The sequence below is a fragment of the Aliivibrio fischeri ATCC 7744 = JCM 18803 = DSM 507 genome (genome assembly GCF_023983475.1).
Lineage (GTDB): Bacteria > Pseudomonadota > Gammaproteobacteria > Enterobacterales > Vibrionaceae > Aliivibrio > Aliivibrio fischeri.
This window is the reverse complement of the sequence record NZ_CP092712.1, coordinates 407,969-432,692: the sequence shown is the minus strand read 5'-3', so window position 1 is coordinate 432,692 and position 24,724 is coordinate 407,969. Positions and strand designations below refer to the sequence as shown.

Below are 24,724 nucleotides of genomic sequence, written 5' to 3'. Positions count from 1 at the left end.
TAATGAAAGCATCTCTTCAGTTAAAAATGGGACAACAACTTGCTATGACGCCTCAGTTGCAGCAAGCTATTCGATTATTGCAATTATCGACCCTTGACCTACAGCAAGAGATTCAAGAAGCGCTCGACTCAAATCCACTTCTAGATGTAGAAGAGGAAGCATTAGGCACACCTGAAACTCTTACCTCTCCTGAGCCTCAAGCGGAAAAAGAAACCGCATCAGCAGAACAAGAAACACCAGTAACTGATAGCAGCGATGTCATTGAAAGCAATAATATTTCAGAAGAACTTGAGATGGATGCAAGTTGGGATGATGTTTATAGCGCAAACAGTGGAAGCACTGGATTAGCTATTGATGATGACACACCTATTTATCAAGGTGAAACCACAGAAAGCTTGCAAGATTATCTGATGTGGCAAGCTGACTTAACCCCATTTACCGATCTTGATAGAACAATCGCAACCACGATTATCGAGTCATTAGATGAATACGGTTACCTGACTAGTTCTCTCGACGATATTTTAGAAAGTATTGGAGATGAAGAGGTTGAAATGGATGAAGTTGAAGCGGTTTTAAAACGCATTCAACAATTTGATCCACTAGGTGTTGCTTCTCGTGATTTAGCTGAGTGTCTATTACTTCAACTTGCAACTTACCCTGCTGATACACCTTGGTTACCTGAAACTAAGCTGATTTTAAAAGATCATATTAATTTATTAGGAAATCGAGACTACCGACAACTAGCAAAAGAGACTAAGCTTAAAGAAAGTGACTTAAAGCAAGTCATGATGCTTATTCACGAGTTAGAGCCTCGCCCAGGTAATCGTGTTATCGATACTGAAACTGAGTACGTTATTCCTGATGTTTCTGTATTCAAACACAATGGAAAATGGGTTGTAACCATTAACCCTGACAGTGTTCCTCGCTTAAAAGTAAACGCTGAATATGCGGCTCTTGGTAAGACAATGGGCAACACTCCGGATGGGCAATTCATTCGAACCAATTTGCAAGAGGCAAAGTGGTTAATTAAGAGCCTAGAGAGCAGAAACGAGACGCTGCTCAAAGTTGCACGTTGTATAGTTGAACATCAACAAGATTTCTTCGAATATGGTGAAGAAGCAATGAAACCTATGGTTTTAAATGACATCGCATTAGATGTCGATATGCACGAATCCACCATATCACGAGTAACAACACAGAAGTTCATGCATACCCCTCGAGGTATTTTTGAATTGAAATATTTCTTCTCTAGTCATGTTAGTACGGATAATGGTGGTGAATGCTCATCTACAGCAATCCGAGCACTAGTGAAAAAATTGGTTGCGGCTGAGAATCAAGCTAAGCCGTTAAGTGATAGTAAAATTGCAACCTTACTGGCTGAGCAAGGGATCCAAGTAGCACGCCGTACCATTGCTAAATATCGTGAATCACTTGGTATCGCACCATCAAATCAGCGTAAGCGTTTACTTTAATTAATTAAAAGGAAGTGTTATGCAAATAAACATCGCAGGTCAAAACGTCGAACTAACCGATAGCCTTCGTGAGTATGTGAATACCAAATTCCAAAAATTAGAGCGTTTTTTTGAACACATTAATAATGTACATGTTGTATTAAAATTAGAAAAAGTACAGCATGTAGCAGAAGCAACACTTCACGTAAATCAAGGTGACATACACGCTCATTCTGACTCAGAAGATATGTATGCAGCTATTGATGGTTTGGTTGATAAATTGATCCGCCAACTCAATAAACATAAAGAAAAACTAAGTAGTCATTAACATGCAGTTAAGCACCATTCTTTCATTGGATTGCACGAAAAGTGCAGTCCAATGCACAAGCAAAAAGCGCGCATTAGAACTTATTAGTGAGATTGCCGCACCTCAAATTGGTCAAAGCCCTCAAGAGCTTTTTGAAAGCTTATTAAACCGAGAAAAAATGGGAAGTACTGGTATAGGTAATGGGATAGCTATCCCCCATGGCCGAATGTTCAATTGTGATAATGCCGTAGCTGTACTTATCCAATGCCAAGAACCCATCGAATTTGATGCTATTGATAATCGTCCTGTTGATATTCTTTTTGCACTTCTCGTTCCCGATGAACAATGTAAGCTTCATCTAAAAACACTTTCTAGTGTTGCTGAAAAACTCAATGATAAACAAGTATTACGTCAGCTGCGCCATGCGGAAAATGATGACGAGCTTTATCAAATCATCACATCTTAACCATCTTTTTTAAGGTCATAATAATGAAACTCATGGTAGTTAGCGGAAGCTCTGGTGCAGGTAAATCTGTCGCTTTACGTGTATTAGAAGATCTTGGTTATTATTGTGTTGATAATTTACCTATTGATTTACTCACTCAGTTTGTGGAATCCATTCAACATAGCAGTCAAAATGTTGCTGTCAGTGTTGATATCCGCAACCTACCTAAAGATCCTGCATTATTAAAAAACACCTTAGCGCTATTAAAGAAAACACATGATGTTACGGTTATCTTTTTAGATGCTGAAGATAAAGAGCTAATTAAGCGCTACAGCGAAACTCGCCGTTTGCACCCGCTCTCTTTAATCGGAGAGCAATGTTCTTTAGAACAAGCCGTAACACTTGAGAAAAGCATTTTAAGTGACTACAGAGAAGAAGCCGATCTTGTCTTAGATACCACAACAAAATCGATTCATGATTTAAGTGAAACCCTACGCTCACGGATCCTAGGTCGAGAATCTAAAGAGTTGGTGATGGTATTTGAATCTTTTGGATTTAAGCACGGTTTACCCACCGATGCTGATTATGTTTTTGATGTACGCTTCTTACCTAATCCTCATTGGGAACCAAGTTTACGCCCGATGACAGGGTTAGATAAACCCGTTGCTGACTATTTAGCAAAACACGCAGAAGTCATCCAACTTAAAGAGCAAATCCAACAATTTTTGACCACCTGGCTACCTGCTCTTGAAAAAAACAATCGCAGTTATTTAACCGTAGCGATTGGTTGTACTGGTGGTCAACACCGCTCTGTTTATATTACCCAACAATTAGGGGAATACTTTAAACAGCGAGGTAAACAAGTTCAGATCCGTCATAAAACCCTAGAAAGACATTAATATTAAAGAGCCTTAATTATGCCAATCTCATCTCGCCACTTATTAATAAAAAATCGATTAGGTTTGCATGCTCGCGCCGCAATAAAATTAGTTGAGATGGCACAAAGCTTTGATGCTGTAATTACCTTAACCAATGAAGAGAATACTCAAGCAACGGCAGATGGTGTTATGGGGCTTTTAATGCTCGATTCATCACAAGGACAATACGTAGATGTCTCTGCTGATGGCGTTGATGCAGAACAAGCACTCAATGCTATTTGTGAGCTTATTGAAGCGGGTTTTGATGAAGATGAGTAGATAATACTCATCTCAACACCTGTTTAACCCAATCCTTACAAAATTCACTTATCGTGCCTTCCAAATTGCGTTACTATTCAGCCCATTATCTAATCTAGATTGTCTATACTCATTATTCGAGTTAGAAATCGGTTTTCTATGGGGGAGAGTATGCAAGAGCTACAAGATTTCGATCAAACCCATCAAACTCTTCAAGAAGTATCTAATGCACTTGATAGTGGGATGTTTGTCCATGTTCGTCGTTTATTACAGGACATGGAACCCGAGGATATTGCCCATCTATTAGAAGCTTCGCCCAGAAAAAGCCGTAACGTATTATGGCAGTTAACCGATCCTGAAGATTACGGTGAGATCCTTGATGAGCTATCTGAAGATGTAAAAGATGGCATCGTCTCTCAAATGGCTCCAGAAAGCATTGCTGAAGCAACAGAAGGTATGGAGACAGATGATGTCGCTTACGTTCTTCGTAGCTTACCTGACGATGTTTCTCGTGAAGTATTGAGCCAAATGGATACGGTTGATCGCTTCCGCGTTGAAACCGCTCTATCGTACCCAGAGGACACCGCTGGCGGTATGATGAATACCGACTTCATAACGATTCGTGCTGATGTCGAGATCGATGTTGTTCTTCGTTACCTTCGTATGAAAGGTGAATTACCAGAAGCCACCGATGCACTGTACGTATTAGATGAAGAAAGCCGCTTAATCGGTCATTTATCTTTAACTACAATTCTTACTGCCCAGCCCGATGTTCTGGTCAGTGATGTAATGGAAGACGCCGATGAAGCGATTCCTGTAAATACGGATGATGGTGAAGTTGCGAATTTATTTGAACGTCGTAACTGGGTTTCTGCACCAGTTGTTGATGAAAATAATTTGCTCTTAGGTCGTATTACTATCGATGATGTTGTCGATGTTATTCGTGAAGACGCTGAACACTCAATGATGAGTATGGCCGGTATGGATGACGAAGAAGATACCTTTGCACCCGTAGTAAAATCTGCACGTCGTCGTAGTGTTTGGCTTGGTATGAATGTACTTGCAGCACTTGCTGCCGCATCGGTTTCAAACATGTTTGAAGCAACCTTAGCGCAAATGGCTTCTATTGCAGTCTTAATGACAATCGTACCATCAATGGGTGGCGTGGCTGGTAACCAAACTGTTGCTCTGGTTATTCGTGGCTTAGCAGTGGGTCATATCGGTGACAGTAACAAAAAAGAACTGCTTATGAAGGAAGCCGGTATCGGCATCTTAAATGGTATTCTTTGGGCAGCTATCATTGGTGGCATTGTGATGGTTTGGAAAGGTGACATCATGCTTGGTGCTATTATATCTGCAGCTATGTTGGTTAACCTTACTGTAGCGGGTGTTGCTGGTGTATCGATTCCTTTGATTCTTAAAAAAATGAATATCGATCCTGCATTAGCTGGTGGCATGGCATTAACCACCATTACCGATGTTATCGGCCTATTTGCTTTCCTTGGCCTAGCAACCATCCTGATGTAATTTTGATTTTTACATGACATAAAAAAGCGCGCTCTCATTTAATGATTGCGCGCTTTTTTATTTATGCTTTATTCGTATTACGACTACTGACCAGCAATCTTCATTGATTCAATTAAAATAGAACCCGTTTGAATTTGCGAGCGTGTTTCTACATCATTACCTACAGCAACAATATTGTGATACATGTCAGCAAGGTTACCCGCAATGGTAATTTCAGAGACCGGATATTGAATTTCACCATTCTCAACCCAAAAACCTGCTGCTCCACGAGAGTAATCACCCGTTACCGTATTCACACCTTGTCCCATAAGCTCTGTCACTAAAAGACCTGTACCCATGGTATTCAGCATTTGCTCAAAGCTTTGACCTGTAGATTTAACAAACCAGTTATGGATACCACCGGCATGGCCTGTTGGTGTCATGTTTAATTTACGTGCAGCATAGCTAGTTAGTAGATACGTAGCTAATACACCATCGGTAATGATTTCACGGTCTTGAGTGTATAATCCTTCACTATCAAATGGACTACTTGCCAGTCCTTTTAAAATATGTGGACGCTCACTTACGTTAAACCATTCAGGTAAAATCTTCTCATTTAACTTATCAAGCATAAATGTCGATTTACGGTATAAGTTAGCACCACTAATCGCCATAACTAAGTGCCCTAATAAGCCTGTAGCAACGTCAGCAGCAAACATTACAGGTACCTTCATAGTATCTAGCTTTTTAGCATCTAAACGACTTACTGTGCGTTTTGCAGCTTCTAAACCTACTTTTTTAGCATCCCATAAATCATCACGATGACGAGCAACGGTGTAGCTATAATCACGTTCCATATCGCCATTTTTATCAACACCAATCACACTACAACTGATACTTTGACGACTTGAAGGGTAACTTGCCAACATACCATGACTGTTACCATATACTTTAATGCCATAATGACTATCGTAGCTAGCACCGTCGCTTTGCTTAATTGATGAGTTGTCTCGTCCTAAAATACGTTGACGATTTTTAATTGAAAGCTAAGTGCGTACGCACTTGGCTTTTTTGTGTACTTGATTTGGTGTACTCATTCCCAAGCTTAAATGTGGCCGCATTTCATTATAAATAAAAATAGATTCTTCAACTAAATGCCTTAACTCCTCTAAATCTTTACAGTCATACAAAAGAAACTCTTGTTTAAGTATCCCATTTATTCGCTCTGCTAATGCATTTTGATAGCAATCATAACCATCCGTCATTGATGGCTTAATATCATTTTTATTCAATTTTTCCTGATAAACCTTTGAACAATACTGTAATCCTCGGTCTGAATGATGAATCGTACTCCTTTGATATTGACGGCTATCTATCGCCATATCAAGAGCTTTGACTACATCAGTAGCTTTCATTTCATCACTTAATTCATATCCCATTATCTTTCGACTATAAGCATCTGTTACTAAAGATAAATAATGAATACCTTTTTGTGATTGAACGTAAGTGATATCACTAACAAAAACCTCTTCAGATGCTTGAGGTGTTACTTCTTTAAGTAAATTAGGATGTTTTTTCATCCAATGCTTACTATAGGTAGTTTTTGTATAACTTCGTTTAGGTTTTACTAATAAGCACTCATTTCTTAAATAGGAAAAAAAGTTATCTCTGCCTAACTTTATGCCATGAGTGATGAATTTGGGCTTAAGTAAAAAATATAATTTTTTACCTCCAATACGAGGCATATATCGACGAATTTCTTGCACCATATTTTTAACCGGTGAAAGTTCAACGGCACGTTTCAGAGCTCTACGTTCTTGTTGGTATATACATTGTCTTGTAATGCCAAGTAGCTGACTAGCTCGCTCTAAGCTGATCATTTTCTGCTTTTGAAGACTTCTTGCTCCTTGGCAATATACTTTTTTCTAAGGCCTGCACCATGTTCTGCGTCCATGATATTCACTACTTCATTAAGTAATAAATTACGCATTCTTTCATCATCAAGCTCTCGCTCTAAACGTTTAATTTTTTGTGCAGGCGATTCTTTCGCTTTCGGGGATTTAGGCATAATAATCTTAGGTGATTGAGACCAGTCCATCTTACCGTGTTTTCTTAACCAAGTAAGTACGGTAGATCGACCTTGAATGCCATAAATGTTTTGAGCTTGCTTATAGGTCATATCGCCTTTTTCTATAGCGGCAACAAGCTGCAATTTAAAGCCTAATGAATAATCGCGTTGAGTTCGCTTATTCTTTGTTTTTTCTTGATTTGTCATATAAAAGTCCTAAATGTGTAAACACATTTCAGGACGAGACAAGTGGTACTCTAAAGCCGCTTGCTCAGCTTCAATGGCTTTTTGTGCGGCATAATCTGGCTCTGGCTCATCTGGGTGAAATAAATCCAAATCAGGAATATTTTTCGCCATTAATTCTTTTGGCGCTGGACCTGAAAACGGGTCTTCTGATGTGTAGTTTGCAATATCAAGTGCTGCAGCAACCGTTTGTTGAATCGCTTTATCACTTAGATCAGATGTTGATGCGCTGCCTTTACGATGACCACGGTATACAGTGATGCCTAACGCACCATCACGGTTAAATTCAACATTCTCAACCTCACCCATAAGTGTTGATACACTAATGCCTGTCGTTTTTGTAATAGCAACTTCTGCTGCACTTGCATGCTGTGTCGCCATGTCTAAAGCTTTAGCTACCGCTGCTTCGAGTTCAATTTTTTGATTCATCATTTGCTGTTTTGCGCCCATAACATCTGACTAAATAGATACATTTTTACTAGAATAACATTCTATGTGATAAATTTGCGCCCAATTATTCATTTATCTTGCTAAAATAGAGTCAATCACCCATTAAAGAATGAAGATCATGGCAAGAAAAAATCAGAAAGCTCCTTGGGAAGAGGAAGAAGAGATCATCTGGGTAAGTAAGACCGAGATGAAAAACGACATGGAAGACTTACAAAAATTGGGCGAAGAGTTAGTTGGTTTAAAACCATCTGTTCTGGCTAAATTCCCTCTTTCAGACGATCTGAGAGAAGCGATCAATGATGCTCAGCGTTTTAAAAATGAAGCGAAACGTCGTCAACTGCAATTCATTGGTAAGCTAATGCGTAATGAAGATCCAGAGCCAATTCAATTAGCTCTAGATAAAATTCGCAACAAGCACTCACAAGCAACAGCCGCACTTCATAAACTAGAAACACTTCGAGATCGTATGATTGAAGAAGGTGACGCAGTAATTGAAGAAGTAATGGTGAAATACCCTGACGCCGATCGTCAGCGTTTCCGCCAACTTGCGCGCCAAGCTAAAAAAGAAAAAGCATCGAACAAGCCACCAAAGGCGTTCCGTGAAATTTTCCAAATCTTAAAAGATTTATACCTAAACGAAGATCTGTAATTCTTTTGAATTCATATTTTTGTTAATAAAAAAGCCAAGCATCTTAATGATCCTTGGCTCTTTTTTTATTCATTTCGTTGTCAGTATTACTCTGTACCACCAACCGTTAAAGCATCTAGTTTAAGCGTTGGTTGACCAACTCCAACAGGTACGCTCTGACCAGCTTTGCCACATACACCAACACCACGATCGAGTGATAAATCATTACCAACCATCGAGATTTGCTGCATTGCTTCAATGCCAGAACCAATTAATGTTGCCCCTTTTACTGGGCGAGTAATTTTACCATCTTCAATTAAATATGCTTCTGATGCTGAGAAAACAAACTTACCAGAGGTAATATCTACTTGGCCACCACCAAAATTAGGTGCATAAATACCTTTTTTAACTGTTGAGATGATTTCTTCAGGTGCATACTCACCAGGCAGCATATAAGTATTCGTCATACGAGGCATTGGTAAATGTGCGTAAGACTCACGACGGCCATTACCTGTAGGTGCAACACCCATTAATCGAGCATTAAGCTTATCCTGCATGTAGCCTTTTAATACACCATTTTCGATTAGTGTATTGTATTGCCCAGGAACACCTTCATCATCGACATTTAATGAACCACGGCGATCAAGCATAGTGCCATCGTCAACAATAGTGCATACAGAAGACGTTACTTTCTCACCAACTTTGCCAGCAAATACTGACGAACCTTTACGGTTAAAGTCACCTTCAAGACCGTGTCCTACTGCTTCATGCAATAAAACCCCTGGCCAACCAGAACCAAGAACCACAGGCATCATACCAGCAGGTGCTGCGTCAGCATCAAGATTAACTAAGGCTTGGCGAATCGCCTCATCAGCAAACTCTAGTGCAATAGATTTACCATTTACTTCCGTTAAGAAATAATCATAACCATAGCGGCCACCACCACCAGCGCTACCACGTTCACGCTTATCACCACGCTGAACTAATACGCTAATAGAAAGACGTACCAATGGACGAATATCGGCAGCATAGGTACCATCTAAAGCTGCAACAAGCATTTGCTCATAAACACCACTTATGCTTGCAGACACTTCTTGAACTAGCGGTTCTTTCGCACGAATATAAGCGTCGATCTCTTCAAGCAATGCGATCTTCTGTTGCTTATCTAAGCTATTTAACGGATTTACAGGCTGATAAAATTGAGGAATAGACTGCGATGAAAATGCCTTAACTTTACCTTCACCACCTTGCTGAACGATACCACGAGCCGCTTTAGCACTCTGAGTTAATGCTTCAAGGTTAATCTGATCTGAATAAGCAAACCCTGTTTTTTCTCCAGCAACAGCTCGAATACCTACACCACGATCTATATTAAAAGACCCGTCTTTAATAATACTGTCTTCAAGTACCAATGACTCATGCCAACATGATTGAAAGTAGATATCAGCGTAGTCTACGTCTCGTTTTGCGATGGTGCTTAAGGTCTGAGACAGTTCCTGCTGACCGATCCCTGCTTGACTCAATAAGGATTGTTCTACTTCTTGCAAACTCATTAGGAATACTCTTTTTTAAGAATTTAAAATCTATCGTTTAATTATGAAGAAAAAAGAGTGAGTTTTATAGGCTAAACTCACTCTTTTCTGTATTTAAAGTAGATGGCTAGTTAAACGAGCGTGTTGAGCTACGGGCATTTTTTTTCGAATTTGATTCATTTGCTCAAGGTCTATATCAGCAATAATAACGCCAGTACCTTCTTGTTGTGCGGTCACTTTATTACCCCACGGGTCAATAATCATTGAATGCCCCCATGTTTCGCGTCCAGCGCCATGTTTCCCCCACTGCCCTGCAGCAAGTACCCAACACTGAGTTTCTATGGCTCTTGAACGTAATAATATGTCCCAATGTGCATAACCAGTAACTTTAGTAAAAGCAGCGGGAACAAGAATAATTTCAGCCCCCTGTTTACGTAACTCACTATACAACTGAGGAAAACGCACATCATAGCAAATCGATAGTCCAACTTTCCCAATAGGCGTATCTACGACTTTAATGTCATTACCAGCCGTAAAAGTATCGGATTCTCGGTAACTCTGATGTCTATCTTCGACATCAACATCAAACATATGCAATTTATTGTAATGTTCAACTAAATGACCATTATCATCAAATACAAGGCTGGTTGTCGATAAACTGCCATTTTCATTTCTTGTAGGAAATGAACCTATCACAAGCCACAATTGATAGTGACGAGCAAGCGCTGACAATTGATCTTGTAATACACCTTTACCTACTGGCTCGGCATATCGCTCATAATCGTTTTTTTGCCCAAAGACTATGCAATTTTCTGGAGTTAAAACTAACTTAGCACCTTGTAGTTGTAGCCCTTTTAGTTTGAGTTTTAGCTGCTTAATATTCTCATCGGGCTCCGCTCCCGAAGTCATCTGAACAATACCAACTTTACTCATAATACGTCCTTTTCTTATTTTTCCGTTTTCTCAGGTAATTGATATTCACCTTGGCTACGAGATAGCTCTTTTACTGTAGGTGAATCTAACGGTCCTTCAACCTTATAATTAACTTGCGTAATAACGTCAATAACAGGAGCAATAGCCGTCGCTACAGCCAAAACAATAATTGCGGTTTGTGGTGCTACCGCAAATGCGGTAATAATTGGTATTCCCGATGTTAAATCTGGCGTAAAGCTAACCTCTGCATCAACTAAACGAGTATTTAGATCCGCCTTACCTTTTATATTCATCTCACCAGCGACCGCATCCATCGTTAGATTATTACTAACAAAGATACCATTTCGCATCTTGCCGCTACCTGTAATTGAATTAAAGGCCATACCATCATCAAATACGTCTCTAAAGTCCAATTGCATTTTTCGGATAATAGAGTCGATACTAAATAAACCTAAGAAACGAGCAGCGCCTTTTACATCGGTAATCACACCCTCACCTAAAGTCGATGCTAACTCACCAGATAATGTATTTGTTCGAATACTCCATGGAGCACCATCCCAATTTAAATCACCATCCATACTATAGCTTGCTTTTTGAATGCCTGAACTGATACCAAATCGAGCTAACAACTCTGAGTTATTTTCACCAGACGCTTTCACTTTAAAGGTTGAATGGCTCTTTTCTTTATCTAACAACCAATTACCTGACATGGCTAATTTATTTTCACCACTGGTAATTTTCAATTTATCTAAATAGAAAGTATCACCTTTCTTATGCAGTTTTGTGTCAACTTTCCCTAGTTTGTAACCTTGAATCCACGCATCTTTAATCGTTAATTCTAAGTTTGGCATTAAGCGGAAAAACTCACGATCAAAAGAAGATATTAGCGGCTCATTCTCTTTTGCTCGATTTAACCCTCTTTGATTTTCAGGCTTATCAAGACTTGGAATAAATATATGCAGATTATCCAATTGTACTAGCAGTTCATCATTATCTTTCCAGCTTGCCTTACCATCAACCTCTTGACTTTGGATCTGTGCATACCAACCTTGAGATTTTTTACGAATATCAGCATTCACATCATTCCAATCTAGCGATGCTAAATGAAGAGATTTAATGTTTGAATCAATTCGAGTAGGTACAGGAATAACAGGGAAGTGAGACATAGCTACACTTTTGGATTTTTTCTTAGCCCCTTTACTTAAAATAGGCTCTGCAATCCATGCGTCAGCATCTAAATACTTAGTATTGATTGATGCCGAATTACCAACAATAGGACTAACCTTATAATTCCCTTTACCAACAACTACATGGCTAGCTGTAATCTCTGGAATTTTACCCGTAATATCTATTTCAGCTTGGTATTTTGTATCAGGTAAAGTTAATCGTCCTGATAGCTTTTCAGAATTTCCAGAAACTTGTAGCGATGCTTTTTCAGTTGTTCCTTTTTCTGATGCTAAAGGATAAGGAAGAATTGAAGTCATATTATCTAATTGCGCATAAACGCCTATCTGATAAGTAAACCCAACATCTGCTACTTGAAGGTTAATATTTGAGTTCCACGAAGACGTACCACTCACCTTATCCATCATAGGTGAATCAATATAGTTTTTAAGTGGTGCAATTTTCCAATTGCCTTTGGTTTCTATTTTCACACCATAGTAATCAGATTGGTCTTCGCCATGAAAAGATAACGAAACAGGCTGACCAAGCAACGAAGCTTTAATGCCACTTGCTTTTACAACATCATTATCAAATTCGATGCGCCCTTTAGCATTAGTCAATACGATATTAGGCGACTGCAATTCAATATGGTTATTCGCTAAATCAGCATAGCCCCACGCTCGAACATCCTCACCGGAGAATGGAATATCTAAACGCAACAATGCATCAACACGATTATCAACTTGTATGCTATTTAATGCCGCGCCCACAGAATCAACCAATGGCGTCGCTGTCATGTATTCACGAACCGCTTTGCCTGAGCCGTTTGCTGTTGCTCGAATCGTTAACTTCCCATCTTCCGATAAATTAGCAATACGCCCTGTCACTCGAGTGGCGTGAACATCCATAAGATCCGCTGAATGCGAGCTTAAAAACATTGATGCATTTTGGAACATTAAATCTAACTGAAGATTAGTTAATGGAGGCCAAGCCGTATCAAAAGCAAACTGCGCATCTTTTAAGCCAACTTTAACCTGAAAAATACCGTCATATTTCGTATAAGGAAAATCATCCAACTCACCATACCAAAGCAGTTGAACGGTTTTAGCATTACCACCTTGCACAGCCGCAGACAAATAATCAGTAAGATCTTGACCTAATGCTAATGTTGGCAAATAGCGCCACGTCTGATCTGCATTAAATGCATCGGCTTCTGCATAAAAAGAGAGTACTGATGGTTTATCTGTTGGGAAATCTAAACGGAACTCCCCTCTTGCTTGTAAATCAGGTGTAGAAACATAAATGTAATCAGACCATAAACGCCAACCGTCATTATTCACTTCCCAATAAGCCGTAACATCACCGTCTTTAATATTTAATGGCGCTTGGAAAACATCTCCATAAGGAAGAGTATCATCAACCAAAGACAGTTTTGCTTTGCCTTTCTCTTCGTTGCCAGAAATTAATACATCCAATTTATGAAACCCTGGAAGAAGCTCCCACTGGTTCATTCCGGCTGATAAAATCGATACTGAATAATTCAATCCCGTTGTTTTATCCAATTCCACGCGGATATCATTCACGCTGCCTTTTGGATTTAACGTTGTCAGTAGATCAGTCACATTATCTTGAGAAGGTGGCAATAATGTTTTCAGCCCTAATGCACTTTGCAAATCAATATGAGCTAAATTCAAAACCCATTTTTCAGGTTGCCAAGAAAAACTACCTGTAATTTCCGGCCACTTATTTCCTTGATGCTTAACCTGTACATCGGTTGCAAAAACATTCCACCCTTCATTATCAGGTTGAAGTTCAAATACGCCGCCTTCTACACTAACCTGATGAATACTTTTATCTTCAACCCAGTTTAAATACGAAGGAGACGCTTCGACTAATGCATCAATTGGTTGGCCATTTTTAAAAGAAAACCAAGCATTTACTGATACTTCACCTTGAGTTATTCCGTATTCTTTTTGGATAGAATCAGTGATCCAAGGGGTCACTTGAATATTTTTAGCTTCAACATAAAAGTGACCATCTAAACTTTTAAATGATCCTTTTTCTTTGAAATTAGCAATGACTTTAAGCTGATTGATTTCACTACCAATAACGCTGACTATGCCTTCTGCTAAGTGTTTTCGGCGTTCATTACGCCATTGGAGGGAGTCAATCTGAATGGTTTTTTCGTTACCATCAAGTGCCATGAAAGCAACTTGAGAACTTTTTATGGAGAAGTGATTTAAACGCACGAGAAATAAGTCTTCTAAACGCTTAGCTAAAGACTCATCACTCTCTTTTTCTGCTTCTATATCTTCCTCATTTTTCCCTAAACTTGAAGGGCCTAACGAAGTAAGATCTGCCGTTAACTTATCAATTCTTAAATCAGCAAATTGAGGCTGTTGTGCCCATAATGAAGATAAAATATTAAGTTGAATCTCAACCGCTCCCACTGAAATTATTTCATTGCCAGTACTTGGATCAACTGCAGTCAATTTTCTAAGATTTAATGACGGATTGGTATTTCTCCAACGTCCTTTAACTTCACCAATTGAGATAGAAAAACCTGTAGTTTCTGAAAGAAAGGTTTCAATTTCGGGCTGATATTGGTTGAGAGTAGGTAGAAAAAGGCGCAGGCTGGTAATGACTAATGCTGCTAGTAAAAATACCAGCAGCAATAATCCCATCAAGCAACGTTCAAAACGAATTAACTTAGTGGTCACTTATTTTTCTCTTACATCATAACGACGTCAAACTGCTCTTGGATATAAAGAGGTTCAGCTTGAATTTTAACTTGTTTACCAATAAAAAGTTCGAGTTCAGCTAACGCATGAGACTCTTCCCCTTCTAGAGCATCAGCAACAGCTACAGATGCATAAACAACAAACTTATCAGAGTCATACGCTCGGTTTACACGCGTGATTTCACGTAAAATTTCATAACATACGCTTTCCACGGTTTTCACTGCTCCACGACCTTCACAAGTAGGACATTGACCACATAAGATATGCTCAATACTTTCTCGAGTTCGTTTACGCGTCATCTCAACTAAACCAAGCTGTGTAAAACCATTAATATTGGTTTTTACACGATCTTTTTCTAAAGCAGAACCTAAAGACTGGAGAACTCGGCGGCGATGCTCTTCACTTAGCATATCAATGAAATCAATAATGATGATCCCACCTAAATTCCGTAAGCGAAGTTGACGAGCTATCGCTTGTGTCGCTTCAATATTGGTATTAAAAATGGTTTCTTCTAAATTGCGTCGACCAACAAAAGCACCAGTATTTATGTCCACGGTGGTCATGGCTTCGGTTTGATCGATAATTAGATAGCCGCCAGATTTTAATTCTACTTTACGATCAAGTGCTCGTTGAATTTCATTCTCAGTTTCATACATGTCAAAAATAGGTTTATCACCTGAGTAATATTCCAATTTTTTTGTTAATTCAGGTACGAATTCTGTTGTAAATTCTTTTAGCTTCTCAAATGCTAGCTTTGAATCCACACGAATAAGATCAAGCTCTGTGCCCACAAAATCACGTAAAATGCGTTGGTCTAAACCTAACTCGCCATAAAGCATTGATTTTGTTTTATTCTTTTTACGACGTTCAATTACTTTATGCCATAAACGTTTTAAGAAAGCAGCATCTTGTGAGATCTCAGCTTCACTCGCTCCTTCAGCTGCGGTTCGAATAATAAAACCACCAAATTCATCACAATAATCAGAGACAGTGTCTTTTAAACGATTACGTTCTTTCTCGCTTTCAATACGTTGAGATACACCAACGTGACTTGCCCCTGGCATAAACACCAAGTAACGAGAAGGCAGAGTAATATCTGTTGTCAGACGAGCACCTTTTGTACCAAGCGGATCTTTTACTACTTGTACAACGAGATCTTGTCCTTGGTGGACAAGCTGTGAAATATCCCTTACTTGGAATTGACGTTTTTCATTTTCAGAAACACATTCTGTATGAGGGACAATATCTGAGGCGTGAAGAAATGCGGCTTTATCCAAACCGATATCAATAAACGCAGCTTGCATCCCCGGTAATACTCGGCTTACACGGCCTTTATAAATATTACCAACAATACCGCGCCTTGCTTCTCTTTCTACATGAACTTCTTGAAGCACACCGGCTTCAATCATCGCAACTCGAGTTTCGCTCGGAGTTACATTTATTAACAACTCTGTACTCATTTGGAGCACCTCACTAATTTTACAAAAATTGGTGTAAGAGCTGATCTGTTTCCATCAAAGGCAGTCCCATGACAGCGTGATAGCTGCCATCAATACGCGAGACAAATCGCCCACCACTACCTTGAATACCGTATGACCCTGCTTTATCACAAGGTTCACCACTTTCCCAATATTGTTCTATTTCTTGTTCAGAAAGTGTTTTAAACCATACCTGAGTAATTACTGTTTTGGTTCTTATTTTTTCAGGTGTGGCAATCGTTACAGCAGTCATTACTTGATGTTGACGACCAGACAGTGCCAAGAGCATTCTCTTAGCATCTTCAAAATCTTTTGGTTTTTCTAAAATAACACCATCGATAACAACGATGGTGTCAGAGCCCAATACAGGGGTATATTTACTCTTTGTTTTTTCTATCGCTTTAACGCCAGCTTGAGCCTTATCTTTAGATAAACGCTCAACATACATCAATGCCGTTTCATGTTCTTGATGTATCTCTTCAACATTCACCGATAACACATCAAATTGATAACCTAATTGCGTTAACAACTCTTTTCTTCTCGGAGAACCTGACGCTAAGAAAACTTGCGCTTCCATTCTTGCTTTCCTATCGAATTGACCAATGACGGCGAACTCTTCGCATTAATAAAAACAACCAAGGCCATAGTAGGAAGTTTAACACGCCTGCCCATAAAAAATGTGCGTTAAAAGACACATCATGAACTAAAAACTCCCCCATAAACTCTAATATTTTCCCTAATAGGGTCAAACCAGAGAATATTGCTGCTTGTTGCCATAAGGCTAAGTTTCTCAAGACCTTAAAGTTAGCAGCAACCAAATAAACCAATATGGCCATGGTCATCCCCCGAATACCAAGGGTGGTTCCTAATAATAGGTCCCATAAAATACCAAGCACCATTGCCGTTCCCACATTCACTCGATGTGGTAGAGCTAGCACCCAATAAAAGGTCACTAAAATGATCCACGACGGTCTTAGAACTTCTAAAGCACCAGGCCAAGGAGCTGCTTGTAAAGTTAATGCGATTAAAAAAGAGAGCCAAATAATGACCCTTCCACGCATTAAATGACTACTCGCCATCAGACATCTCCTTTGGTGCTAGTTCATTTCCTGTTGGCCATACAAGCAATAAATAACGCAATTTATCAAATTCAACCGTAGTTTCTATATCAATAGAAGCAAATGGGCGTTTATTATCATTATCTATTTTAGAGATATACCCAACCGGATACCCTTCAGGGTAACGTTGACCTAAACCAGAAGTTACCAATAAATCCCCAACTTTTAAGTCAGTATTTGTTGGTATGTGCTCAAGTTGCATCATATCTAAGTGACCTTTGCCCGATGCAATAACACGAATATCATTTCTAACTGCCTGCACTGGAATTGCATTATTTGCATCCGTTAATAACAACACTCGGCTGTTATGTGCTCCAACATAGTTAATTTGTCCAACAATACCTTTATCACTGATAACTGGCTGACCTTCATATACGCCATCAACAGATCCTTTATCGATCATCACTTGATGTGTATAAGGCGCGGAATCCACCGCCATTACTTCCGTGACCATCTTTTTTTCATCACGAATAAATGGTGAACCAAGTAGATTACGTAAACGGCTATTTTCTTGTTTCAACTGTTCCATTAGCAATAAATTGCTGTTTTGAACAAACATTTCTTGCTTAAGACGCTGATTTTCAAGCATGAGGGTATTACGGCTATTAAACCGTTCATACATGCCATTAAACATTGTACGAGGAAGGTTTGCCGCATAATGAATTGGGGAAACAAAGCTATTTAATAGGTAACGTATGTCGGAAAAGGCATTTAAACGACTATCGGCTAACATTAGGCTAGCCGATACCATTACTGCAATAAACAGGCGAAATTGTAGAGAAGGACCTCTACCAAAGATTGGAGTCATATCCACTCACCCGTTAGTTGTTATTACTCTTCACTAAATAGATCGCCACCGTGCATATCGATCATTTCTAATGCTTTACCGCCGCCACGAGCTACACATGTTAGAGGCTCTTCAGCAACCACTACTGGAATACCCGTTTCTTCTGTTAGAAGACGGTCTAAATCACGAAGTAGTGCACCACCACCTGTTAATACCATACCATGTTCTGAAATATCAGAAGCCAATTCAGGTGGACACTGTTCTAGTGCAACCATTACTGCAGATACGATACCAGATAGAGGCTCTTGAAGTGCTTCAAGGATTTCGTTCGAGTTCAGTGTAAAGCTACGAGGTACACCTTCTGCAAGGTTACGACCACGTACTTCAATTTCACATACGTCATCACCAGGGTAAGCTGAACCGATTTCATGTTTAATACGTTCAGCCGTTGCTTCACCAATCAAGCTGCCGTAGTTACGACGAACGTAGTTAATGATTGCTTCGTCAAAACGGTCACCACCGATACGTACAGACGATGAATAAACCACACCGTTTAGAGAGATAACTGCAACTTCTGTTGTACCACCACCGATATCAACAACCATTGAACCTGTTGCTTCAGATACAGGAAGACCTGCACCGATAGCAGCAGCCATTGGCTCATCAATAAGGAACACTTCACGCGCGCCCGCACCTTGTGCAGATTCGCGGATTGCACGACGCTCAACTTGTGTAGAACCACAAGGAACACAAACTAATACGCGAGGACTTGGACGTAACACGCTGTTGTCATGCACTTGCTTAATGAAGTGCTGAAGCATTTTTTCAGTTACATAGAAGTCAGCAATAACGCCATCTTTCATTGGGCGAATTGCAGAAATGTTACCAGGAGTACGGCCTAGCATCTGTTTTGCATCATGACCAACGGCAGCTACACTTTTAGCTGAACCTGAACGATCTTGACGAATAGCAACCACTGAAGGCTCATCAAGAACAATGCCTTGACCTTTTACATAGATAAGTGTGTTGGCAGTACCTAGATCAATCGATAGATCGTTTGAAAACATGCCACGAAGTTTCTTGAACATAATCTTCGTATTTCCTGAAAACGTGAGAATAAGATAAATTTTATTAAATGTACCAATGCCTAGCCGAATCAGCAAGGTATTGCTACAGAATCCTGAAGCAAATCAGGATTTTTATTCATTTTTTAGTTAGAAGTACCAATAATGTTACTTTCACCACGAAAAATAACACGATCATTACCTCGATACACCCCAAAAGTGACAAGCGTCGAAGGATCTTCATCTCCTTTACCTCGCCAATTGAATTGTAACCAAGGTTGTAGGTATAAACCCGATGGTTTTGATTCACAATATGTATGCTTTTCACTTAATTGTGGCGAAACTTCAGATAAGCACAACCAGAAGCGGATCTGCTCTCTTAATTGATGGTTATCGGGTTCAGCTATTAGATCTATCGAGTTAAGACCAGATTTAGTGCCACCAGTTCCCATTAATTTAGCCGTACTTTCTTTATCTGATTCAGGCCAAATTGTTTGCTTATAATGATATGAACCATTAAACATCGCGGCGTCATCATCTTTACTTAAAATAAAACGCTGACCATCCCAATATTCAACTCGAAGAGGCACTGATACAGATTGCCCTGAAGCAACACCTACATTATCTAATACCATTCGCCCATAACGAACATCAGGTTGAGATAAAAGTTCTGCCTCTGCTGATTGTTGATCTTTAATGAAGGTAACAGGATCTGCACCACTAACTTTTAAGCTTAAACTTGTGATTTCTGAACTTGAGTGCTCCGACGTATTAAATGGACCATCGACCACCGTAGTGCGATTCCCAAATGAAGGCACACCCTCTTTTTTTGACCACATCACAGCATGATCTAAATTCGTAACTTGCCACACCGCCTTATCATTCCAAAGCGTTTCATCTAAATCCACATCACTAATATTTAAGCGAGAAGCGTATTCCCCAACCAATGAGAACCTAGATTTTAGCTCATTGTTAAACTGAGCATAGTTGGTGACCTCTGAATCTAAAGCACTATACGCAGTAACTTGAAAATCCACATTTTCAAAGAATTGGTCCATATATACAAAACTACCCTCAGATGTGCCTTGGTTTTGAGGATAATCCCATTCGGTATTTGTGATAGAAAAATACGCAGGATAAAAGCGTCCTACCTTAGAAGTCGTTGACGGAATATTAAACCCTGAACGGTTAAAGTAATCATTCTGGAAAACATCAAAACTTAATGTACCTACTTCATTCCAATTTATCTTAGTTGATGAATTTTGGTTCTCACTTGTCACTTCTTTATTAAAATCAGCAATAGGTTGTCCATCAACAGTAACAACGCCGATAGCACCTGATTGTGGGTAATCTAATTGAGAAGATAGACTTAACTTAGCGCTCCCTTCACTATGAGTAATATAGCTTGGCGTCACAGTCTGACTGCAAACTAAAGATGGGTGATCATGATCTGGAATTCCATTTCCATAAGTTCCAGAATCTAATTCTTTAATCCAATTCACCGCTTTTAAGTAAGCATTAAAATCAGTTCCAGAAGTCAAGTAAGCGCCATTAAGCTCATCAGTATAAGACGGTAATGTAGATGATTGATCACACAATGCTGCGGTAAAAGGACGGAAATAAAATTGCTCTGAGGTCGTAAACGTATCACCTTGAATATTTGCACTGGCTGTTAATTTTGCCTTTCCAGCATCATTCAATCGAGCTTGAAGAGAACCATCAGCTTGATTTTCATCTCCACCGGCAACACCATTCACAAATAAAATCGATAAACTTTTGTTTGCTTCAGCCCAACTGCTGCCTTCTTTCTTGATTTCAATGCTCTCATTACTCGTCGCTGGTAAGACTGAATTCGAAAAAGTAACATCTATGTCCGTCGTTTCTTTAATAATATGACAATTTAACATGTTGCCATTTCCGTTTTCTTTACCACGAATCTTCAGTCTAAAAGGATAAGGACGCCCTGCTACTTGATTGCTATCAGAACCATCAACACCTTCAGATGGAACAATGCTGATTGCTTTAGCGATAAACTCATACGGTCCTTCTGTCGTAGTTAGATTTTCACTACTAACACTGGCTGAAACGTTATAAGAATTTAAGAATTTACTATGAATATATCGAGTAACCACAGCAGGACCGCTTGATGGAAACACCGTTTCAAAACGACTGTCATCAGCATGGTTACACTCGGGAGTTGTAATGTATCCATCGTCACTCCAACATGCTGAGTTGCTATCTCCAGTAGCAACCGGAGCACTGGTTACTTGTAATTCTTGTCCTTTACCTTCAACCACATCACCATTGGTATCAACAAGAGAAAAATCAATTTCTATACCGTCACAAGCAAGGCCTTTACCCGAAGTTGGAGAGATGACTAACTGAATATCATTACTAGGGTTGATACACTCACTTTGTCCAATGATGCGTGAATCAGAGAATAATTTAAGTGTTTTTGCAGTAACGGCCCCATAAATAGAAACGCTACCATTCAATGCAATATTATTTTCGCTGTACAGATGCGCTTTTAATAAATTAGAACCAGCCATCAATATATTTGAACTTACTCCGTGAGCAGCAATTAATAAATTATCAGGTTCAGCTTCATGATTATAAATAACATTTCCGGGATCATTCCAACTTTGAACATGAATGATTGTCTTTTTTTCGTTAGAAAAATGTATTTCAGCAAAGCCAGTTGCATTAAACTGCTCAACCCAATAAACCCCAGGCTCAATATTAACTTGAATATAATCAACAGCATTCCCTCCCATTAAATTTATTGCAGTGTAATGACCAGGATTAATTGTAATATCACTTAATCCCGTAATAGAACCATCTACTCCAGTAAATTCAAGTGGTATTGATAATTGGGGTACCATTAAAGAAGGGTCCGCAATACAATCTCCACCTTCTCCGTTACCGTCTTCACAGGTATTTCCTGATCTTAAATTCATAGACCCAAGAGGAAATCCAACCTTGCGATTAGGTGTCTCAATATAAGAACGATTACGTCCCTTTTCACCATCAACGATTAATTGTTTTGAGCCACCACCATCAAACCAAGTTTGAGCAGTAGATGGAAAATACTGACACATATCATCAATCGTATTTAATTCTTTCTTTACTTCTGCATTAGAATTCATAGAAAAGCAAAATAAGAAAATACAACTAATAAAGTAAATACAAATTCTATTCATCAATTAATCTCCTTTGCCCATACTTCTTGAACTCGTGTAACTTGATCAATACCAGAACCACAAGTTGCTGAACTTGTAATTTTAAAATATTGAATCTCTTCACCGTGATAATTCACCGTATTTCTCACGCATACCACTTCTGGTTCTTGTTTACAGCCGCTCTCATCTGCTCTCATGTTAGGGCGACGAACCACGCTATTACAGATACTTGTATCAGCACCTGAAGCCCCAAGAGGAAAAAGTTGAGTTAATCCCCATTCAGCCCCCGAATGCGCTAAAAACCATGCTTGAGTACCCAATACTTCTTTAGAAAGCGTGTCATGATTGCTGCTTTCCACTTTTAATAAATTAAGAGATAAAAAGCCCACCACCACCATGACAACAATGGACATAACCAACAAATTACCCTTTTGCTTTCTTTTATTAGGGAACATTTATCACCTGCACATCATGTTGATATTGAGTAATTTCACCAAGATCATTTTTAAAAGCTAGCACTAACGTCATTATACTATTACGTTGGATTGATGCATTTTCAAAAGAAAAATGACCGCTATGAACCTGATTAATGAGTTGTGTATTTGAACGAAAAACACCATCTCCCACAATGCAATATTCAATAGGATTCGGGTGATAGAAAAATGCTCTTTCAGAAACTGAATTTGATATGAAGGCTGGATTATTATTACTTGAGAAGGCAACCGTTGATACACCACCTGAAACACCAATGCTATCTACCGTTACGTATCTATGGTTTTCTTCTTGAAGTAAATCATCTTGGGTACTTGGGTTAATTATCAAACGTAGATTATTCGTATTCAAAGGAACTTCTGACAATAAAACTACGTCGATTATTTTTTGGTTTATCAAAGGAAAAGACAAATAAAAGGCACTGCGTTCAATGGGAACAAAACTAATACACTGATTATTTGAAATAACTTCAACGCTATTGGGAACGGCGTGACGCAATTCACGGCTTAACTTTTCAATTAAGAATTTAGCCTGCATTTGATTATCTTGACGATCAATGCTGTCATTATAACTTTGAAAACCAAGTTGTAGTGTATTACTCGCAGCCAAAGCAACAAGTCCAACAACAACAATGGTTAAAATAAGCTCAATTAACGTAAACCCTAATGCACGTTTCATTAGTAATTACCTCGATACGCACTAAAAGAATACTTGGCATGGTTACTTCCATAGAGGGTTACTCTAATAAGCTTATACGGTGTTATTACCGTACCTGAATTATCAACATCGTTATAGTTAACCGTTATTTCAACCGTAAAGTTTTTATATTCATCCGCATTAGAAGCACCAATAAGATCGCCTAATTGATATTGCGGCAAACTATTTGAAGAACATACAGAGAGCTCCCCCCAACAACCAATAAAGTCATCAACATCATTAAATGTTGCTGCAATGGTTTCAGCCCCATCCTTACCTAAATTCGTAGAGCAACTAATGAGTGTTCCACTGCCATCCTTTTCACCACATCGATATTGACCACCATTAGGATCACTATTTTCATCAAACTGACGGCTTAAAATATCCGTTGCTACAGAATGACCAAGCGTGGCGGCTTGTGCTTGATAAGTCGCCTTATGAGATATGGAAGAAGAAGTAAACACACCAGATACCAAGACCGATAATGCAAATCCTAAGATCACAATGCCTACGATCGACTCAATCAAGGTTAACCCTCGTTGTACATTCAAGCCCCTTTTCATATTTTACAACTCGTACTTTGCAAAGAACGATACATAAAGCCTTCGTTATTGATACAAACAGAACGGCTTTCATTTGTTGATGGGGTTGTAATCGTGATACGACAATCTTCTTGAGTGCAAAGAGTCAAATCTGATGATGCCGGAATTGTTGGTCGTCCTAATAAGTCAAACGAAAGCTCAGAAATAGTCACCGCACCACTTGCCGTATTAAAAACATAACTTAAACGGATCATATCTAGATTTTCACGATCATTTTCTTTGGAGTAATCGGATAATACGGCACTCGTCATCCCTTGACTTTGACACGCAGAATCCACACCAAATTGATTTGATGCAATGTGAACAGAACGACACGCATTATTGATATGAGAAGTATTCGTTTGCATTGATGCAATTTGAACATGACGCAAAATAGACAACACTTGCTCTTGAGCTGCAGCCGATGAAAAACGGCTTGCTCCCATGTATTTACTGGCGGTGTAAACTGCAATAATCGCAAGTAGCAGGATCACAACGATGAGCTCAACCAAAGTAAAGCCATTCCTATTTTGCCGTTGTTTTATTTGATTTTTTTTGAGAGGAAAAGTCATCATCCGTTACCTTATAATCTCCTGTTACTAGGATAACGGAAATTATAGATATAGCGAATGGTTTGTTATTTTTAGATACAAAAAAACCAGCGGAGATCGCTGGTTTTTAACTAA

At 39.1% G+C, this 24,724-nt stretch carries 21 protein-coding genes and 2 pseudogenes; 7 read left to right on the top strand and 16 right to left on the bottom strand.

The window, feature by feature from the left end; translation table 11 throughout:
- Positions 1-2: 2 nt before the first annotated feature.
- The 6 genes from AVFI_RS01980 to mgtE all read left to right on the top strand — a co-directional run bounded on the left by AVFI_RS01980 (position 3) and on the right by mgtE (position 4,905).
- Complete coding sequence (locus AVFI_RS01980) at positions 3-1,472, top strand: RNA polymerase factor sigma-54 (RefSeq protein ID WP_188863901.1); 1,470 nt, start codon at positions 3-5, stop codon at positions 1,470-1,472.
- 19 nt (positions 1,473-1,491) lie between these two features.
- Positions 1,492-1,779: a ribosome hibernation promoting factor gene (gene hpf, locus AVFI_RS01975; RefSeq protein ID WP_011261180.1), complete on the top strand. Its 288-nt coding sequence runs from the start codon at positions 1,492-1,494 to the stop codon at positions 1,777-1,779.
- A gap of 1 nt (position 1,780) precedes the next feature.
- On the top strand, positions 1,781-2,224 hold the full coding sequence (gene ptsN, locus AVFI_RS01970) for a PTS IIA-like nitrogen regulatory protein PtsN (RefSeq protein WP_012534023.1): 444 nt from the start codon (positions 1,781-1,783) through the stop codon (positions 2,222-2,224).
- 23 nt (positions 2,225-2,247) lie between these two features.
- A complete protein-coding gene (rapZ, locus tag AVFI_RS01965) occupies positions 2,248-3,102 on the top strand; it encodes an RNase adapter RapZ (RefSeq protein ID WP_005417491.1) in 855 nt (284 codons plus the stop codon).
- Between the two features lie 18 nt (positions 3,103-3,120).
- A complete protein-coding gene (locus AVFI_RS01960) occupies positions 3,121-3,399 on the top strand; it encodes an HPr family phosphocarrier protein (protein ID WP_005417490.1) in 279 nt (92 codons plus the stop codon).
- Between the two features lie 150 nt (positions 3,400-3,549).
- The gene (mgtE, locus tag AVFI_RS01955) at positions 3,550-4,905 is read left to right on the top strand and encodes a magnesium transporter (protein WP_005417489.1); all 1,356 of its coding nucleotides are present in this window, start codon (positions 3,550-3,552) and stop codon (positions 4,903-4,905) included.
- An 83-nt stretch (positions 4,906-4,988) separates the two neighbouring features.
- Here mgtE and pmbA read toward each other — a convergent pair.
- From pmbA to AVFI_RS01940, 3 genes and pseudogenes are all read right to left on the bottom strand, one after another.
- Positions 4,989-5,891 (bottom strand): annotated as a pseudogene (gene pmbA, locus AVFI_RS01950) (metalloprotease PmbA); the annotation flags it as partial.
- A gap of 39 nt (positions 5,892-5,930) precedes the next feature.
- Positions 5,931-7,159 (bottom strand): IS3 family transposase gene (locus AVFI_RS01945; protein ID WP_408580437.1). Its coding sequence is split into 2 segments (ribosomal slippage): positions 5,931-6,796 and positions 6,796-7,159, totalling 1,230 coding nucleotides; the frame shifts between segments, so codons are not numbered across the junction.
- Between the two features lie 45 nt (positions 7,160-7,204).
- Positions 7,205-7,645: pseudogene (locus AVFI_RS01940) on the bottom strand (PmbA/TldA family metallopeptidase); the annotation flags it as partial.
- Between the two features lie 118 nt (positions 7,646-7,763).
- On the opposite strand from AVFI_RS01940, the gene yjgA reads away from it, so the two are divergent.
- Entirely contained in the window at positions 7,764-8,294 is a 531-nt protein-coding gene (yjgA, locus tag AVFI_RS01935; protein WP_005417486.1) for a ribosome biogenesis factor YjgA, read from the top strand.
- A gap of 86 nt (positions 8,295-8,380) precedes the next feature.
- Here the strand turns inward: yjgA and tldD are convergent, their stop codons facing one another.
- The 13 genes from tldD to AVFI_RS01870 form a co-directional block, all read right to left on the bottom strand.
- On the bottom strand, positions 8,381-9,826 hold the full coding sequence (gene tldD, locus AVFI_RS01930; RefSeq protein ID WP_065596638.1) for a metalloprotease TldD: 1,446 nt from the start codon (positions 9,824-9,826) through the stop codon (positions 8,381-8,383).
- A gap of 93 nt (positions 9,827-9,919) precedes the next feature.
- Complete coding sequence (locus AVFI_RS01925; protein WP_054775775.1) at positions 9,920-10,738, bottom strand: carbon-nitrogen hydrolase family protein; 819 nt, start codon at positions 10,736-10,738, stop codon at positions 9,920-9,922.
- Between the two features lie 14 nt (positions 10,739-10,752).
- Positions 10,753-14,622 (bottom strand): YhdP family protein, encoded by a 3,870-nt coding sequence (locus tag AVFI_RS01920; RefSeq protein WP_188863670.1) that lies wholly within the window; start codon positions 14,620-14,622, stop codon positions 10,753-10,755.
- 11 nt (positions 14,623-14,633) lie between these two features.
- Positions 14,634-16,103 (bottom strand): ribonuclease G, encoded by a 1,470-nt coding sequence (gene rng, locus AVFI_RS01915; protein ID WP_005417478.1) that lies wholly within the window; start codon positions 16,101-16,103, stop codon positions 14,634-14,636.
- 19 nt (positions 16,104-16,122) lie between these two features.
- The gene (locus AVFI_RS01910) at positions 16,123-16,698 is read right to left on the bottom strand and encodes a Maf family protein (protein WP_012533870.1); all 576 of its coding nucleotides are present in this window, start codon (positions 16,696-16,698) and stop codon (positions 16,123-16,125) included.
- Between the two features lie 10 nt (positions 16,699-16,708).
- Complete coding sequence (gene mreD, locus AVFI_RS01905; protein WP_005417474.1) at positions 16,709-17,200, bottom strand: rod shape-determining protein MreD; 492 nt, start codon at positions 17,198-17,200, stop codon at positions 16,709-16,711.
- Complete coding sequence (gene mreC, locus AVFI_RS01900; protein ID WP_005417473.1) at positions 17,190-18,047, bottom strand: rod shape-determining protein MreC; 858 nt, start codon at positions 18,045-18,047, stop codon at positions 17,190-17,192. The genes mreD and mreC overlap by 11 nt, the downstream gene beginning before the upstream one ends.
- A gap of 23 nt (positions 18,048-18,070) precedes the next feature.
- Positions 18,071-19,114 carry a rod shape-determining protein gene (locus AVFI_RS01895; RefSeq protein ID WP_005417472.1) on the bottom strand — a complete coding sequence of 348 codons (1,044 nt, stop codon included), beginning with the start codon at positions 19,112-19,114 and terminating at the stop codon, positions 18,071-18,073.
- A 122-nt stretch (positions 19,115-19,236) separates the two neighbouring features.
- On the bottom strand, positions 19,237-22,290 hold the full coding sequence (locus tag AVFI_RS01890; RefSeq protein ID WP_236782087.1) for a DUF6701 domain-containing protein: 3,054 nt from the start codon (positions 22,288-22,290) through the stop codon (positions 19,237-19,239).
- Positions 22,290-22,724: a hypothetical protein gene (locus tag AVFI_RS01885; RefSeq protein WP_054775773.1), complete on the bottom strand. Its 435-nt coding sequence runs from the start codon at positions 22,722-22,724 to the stop codon at positions 22,290-22,292. Before AVFI_RS01885 ends, AVFI_RS01890 begins: the two co-directional genes overlap by 1 nt.
- Positions 22,714-23,439: a PulJ/GspJ family protein gene (locus tag AVFI_RS01880; protein ID WP_012533580.1), complete on the bottom strand. Its 726-nt coding sequence runs from the start codon at positions 23,437-23,439 to the stop codon at positions 22,714-22,716. Before AVFI_RS01880 ends, AVFI_RS01885 begins: the two co-directional genes overlap by 11 nt.
- A complete protein-coding gene (locus AVFI_RS01875) occupies positions 23,439-24,008 on the bottom strand; it encodes a type II secretion system protein (protein ID WP_235630768.1) in 570 nt (189 codons plus the stop codon). The genes AVFI_RS01880 and AVFI_RS01875 overlap by 1 nt, the downstream gene beginning before the upstream one ends.
- An 8-nt stretch (positions 24,009-24,016) precedes the next feature.
- On the bottom strand, positions 24,017-24,613 hold the full coding sequence (locus AVFI_RS01870; RefSeq protein ID WP_054775772.1) for a type II secretion system protein: 597 nt from the start codon (positions 24,611-24,613) through the stop codon (positions 24,017-24,019).
- Positions 24,614-24,724 lie beyond the last annotated feature (111 nt).

Excerpts from the sequence above, each read along its gene's own strand:
- AVFI_RS01980 (WP_188863901.1), top strand. The coding sequence starts at position 3 with ATGAAAGCATCTCTTCAGTTAAAAATGGGACAACAACTTGCTATGACG.
- hpf (WP_011261180.1), top strand. The coding sequence starts at position 1,492 with ATGCAAATAAACATCGCAGGTCAAAACGTCGAACTAACCGATAGCCTT.
- ptsN (WP_012534023.1), top strand. The coding sequence starts at position 1,781 with ATGCAGTTAAGCACCATTCTTTCATTGGATTGCACGAAAAGTGCAGTC.
- rapZ (WP_005417491.1), top strand. The coding sequence starts at position 2,248 with ATGAAACTCATGGTAGTTAGCGGAAGCTCTGGTGCAGGTAAATCTGTC.
- AVFI_RS01960 (WP_005417490.1), top strand. The coding sequence starts at position 3,121 with ATGCCAATCTCATCTCGCCACTTATTAATAAAAAATCGATTAGGTTTG.
- mgtE (WP_005417489.1), top strand. The coding sequence starts at position 3,550 with ATGCAAGAGCTACAAGATTTCGATCAAACCCATCAAACTCTTCAAGAA.
- yjgA (WP_005417486.1), top strand. The coding sequence starts at position 7,764 with ATGGCAAGAAAAAATCAGAAAGCTCCTTGGGAAGAGGAAGAAGAGATC.
- tldD (WP_065596638.1), bottom strand. The coding sequence starts at position 9,826 with ATGAGTTTGCAAGAAGTAGAACAATCCTTATTGAGTCAAGCAGGGATC.
- AVFI_RS01925 (WP_054775775.1), bottom strand. The coding sequence starts at position 10,738 with ATGAGTAAAGTTGGTATTGTTCAGATGACTTCGGGAGCGGAGCCCGAT.
- rng (WP_005417478.1), bottom strand. The coding sequence starts at position 16,103 with ATGAGTACAGAGTTGTTAATAAATGTAACTCCGAGCGAAACTCGAGTT.
- AVFI_RS01910 (WP_012533870.1), bottom strand. The coding sequence starts at position 16,698 with ATGGAAGCGCAAGTTTTCTTAGCGTCAGGTTCTCCGAGAAGAAAAGAG.
- mreD (WP_005417474.1), bottom strand. The coding sequence starts at position 17,200 with ATGGCGAGTAGTCATTTAATGCGTGGAAGGGTCATTATTTGGCTCTCT.
- mreC (WP_005417473.1), bottom strand. The coding sequence starts at position 18,047 with ATGACTCCAATCTTTGGTAGAGGTCCTTCTCTACAATTTCGCCTGTTT.
- AVFI_RS01895 (WP_005417472.1), bottom strand. The coding sequence starts at position 19,114 with ATGTTCAAGAAACTTCGTGGCATGTTTTCAAACGATCTATCGATTGAT.
- AVFI_RS01890 (WP_236782087.1), bottom strand. The coding sequence starts at position 22,290 with ATGAATAGAATTTGTATTTACTTTATTAGTTGTATTTTCTTATTTTGC.
- AVFI_RS01885 (WP_054775773.1), bottom strand. The coding sequence starts at position 22,724 with ATGTTCCCTAATAAAAGAAAGCAAAAGGGTAATTTGTTGGTTATGTCC.
- AVFI_RS01880 (WP_012533580.1), bottom strand. The coding sequence starts at position 23,439 with ATGAAACGTGCATTAGGGTTTACGTTAATTGAGCTTATTTTAACCATT.
- AVFI_RS01870 (WP_054775772.1), bottom strand. The coding sequence starts at position 24,613 with ATGATGACTTTTCCTCTCAAAAAAAATCAAATAAAACAACGGCAAAAT.